This is a genomic window from Variovorax sp. MHTC-1, assembly GCF_003984645.1.
Classification (GTDB): Bacteria; Pseudomonadota; Gammaproteobacteria; order Burkholderiales; family Burkholderiaceae_C; genus Variovorax.
In genome coordinates this window covers 1-1,760 of record NZ_RWKI01000070.1, presented here as the reverse complement: position 1 = coordinate 1,760, position 1,760 = coordinate 1, and the positions used below count along the sequence as shown (strand labels likewise).

Genomic DNA, 1,760 nt, shown 5'->3' with positions numbered 1-1,760 from the left:
CGCGGGATCGCGCCGCTGCGCATTCGGTCACGAAAGCGCGCAGATTCTTGTCGCGCAGCTTGAAGCCCCGACCCTGGCCGCCAGAATGCGCGCCTCAACAAGAAGAAGGGGTGGGGGTCAGCGATGGTATTCAGGGGAGGTCGAGGGCCACAGGCCCATGAGAAAACGCGCGCCGCTTTTTTGCGGCGCAATGCCTGGACGATGGCGGTGCTGGGCGCCGCTGCGGCAGTGGCGCAGGCGCAGACCGCGCCGCTGCCCTCGGCGCCCAATCCTTTCGTCGAAGAGCAGCGCCAGCAGGAGCGCGAACGGGCGCTGCGCCAGCAGCAGGAACGCGCGGTCGACAGCCGCCTGCAGCCCGCGGCGCCGCCCGAGACCCGGCGCCTGGCCAAGGATGAAAGCCCGTGCTTTCGCATCGAGCGCATCGTGCTCGACGGCGAGCTCGCCGAAGACTTCCAGGGCCTGCTCGCAGCCGCCGCCGGCGAGGACGGCAGCGACAACCCGCTGGGCCGCTGCCTCGGCACCGAGGGCGTCAACATCGTGCTCACGCGGCTGCAGCAGGCCGCCGTCGCGCGCGGCTACGTCACCACGCGCGTGCTCGCGGCGCCGCAGGACCTGAGCCAGGGCACGCTCGCGCTCACGCTGATCCCCGGCCGCATCGCCGCCATCCGTTTTGCAGAGGGCAGCGACGCGCGCACCAGCCTCGCGAGCGCCATCCCCGCACGCCCCGGCGATCTGCTCAATCTGCGCGACATCGAGCAGGGCCTGGAGAACCTCAAGCGCGCACCGACCGCCGAGGCCGACATCCAGATCGAGCCCGCCAAGGCCGAGGGCGCGCGGCCCGGCGACAGCGACCTGGTCGTCAAGTACAGCCAGCGCTTTCCGCTGCGCACCACGCTGAGCCTGGACGACGGTGGCACCAAGGCCACCGGCAAGACGCAGGCCGGCGCCACCGTCGCCTGGGACAATCCGCTCGGGCTCAACGATCTGTTCTACGTCAGCGCGAACCACGACGCCTTCAACCACAGCGGCCAGGGCACCAGCGGGCAGACCGTGCACTACTCCGTGCCCTACGGCTACTGGCTCTTCGGCGCCACCGCTTCGCAGAACCGCTACCACCAGACCGTGCAGGGCGCCGACCAGGACTATGTCTATGCCGGCGAGTCGGGCAATGCCGAGCTCAAGCTCTCGCGCCTGGTCTACCGGGACCAGCGCCGCAAGACCACGCTGAGCTTTCGCGGCTTCAGGCGCAGCGCGCGCAACTTCATCGACGACACCGAGATCGAGGTGCAGCGGCGCGTGACCGCCGGCTGGGAGCTCGGCCTCGCGCACCGCGAGTTCATCGGGCAGGCCACGCTGGACGCCAACCTCGCCTACCGCCGCGGCACCGGCGCCTTCGGTGCGCTGGCGGCACCCGAAGAACTCTTCGGCGAAGGCACTTCGCGCTTCAGGCTCGTCACTGCCGAGCTGGGCCTCAATGTGCCCTTCGCGCTCGGCGCGCAGAAGCTGCGCTACGCGGGCCTGTGGCGCGGGCAGTGGAACCGCACGCCGCTCACGCCGCAGGACCGCTTCTCGATCGGCGGGCGCTACAGCGTGCGCGGCTTCGACGGCGAGGCCAGCCTGATGGGCGAGCACGGCTGGCTGCTGCGCAACGACATCGGCTGGGCGCTGGGCACGAGCGGCGCCGAGCTCTACGTCGGCATCGACTACGGGCGCGTGGGCGGCCTCTCCACCGGGCAGATGGCGGAGCGGCACCTGAGCGG

The 1,760-nt window shown here is 71.0% G+C and carries 1 protein-coding gene; it reads left to right on the top strand.

Annotation, left to right across the window (positions count from 1 at the left end; all coding sequences use genetic code 11):
- Positions 1 to 201 precede the first annotated feature (201 nt).
- A partial coding sequence (locus EJI01_RS28235; RefSeq protein WP_185879110.1) for a ShlB/FhaC/HecB family hemolysin secretion/activation protein occupies positions 202 to 1,760 on the top strand: 1,559 nt, incomplete at its 3' end.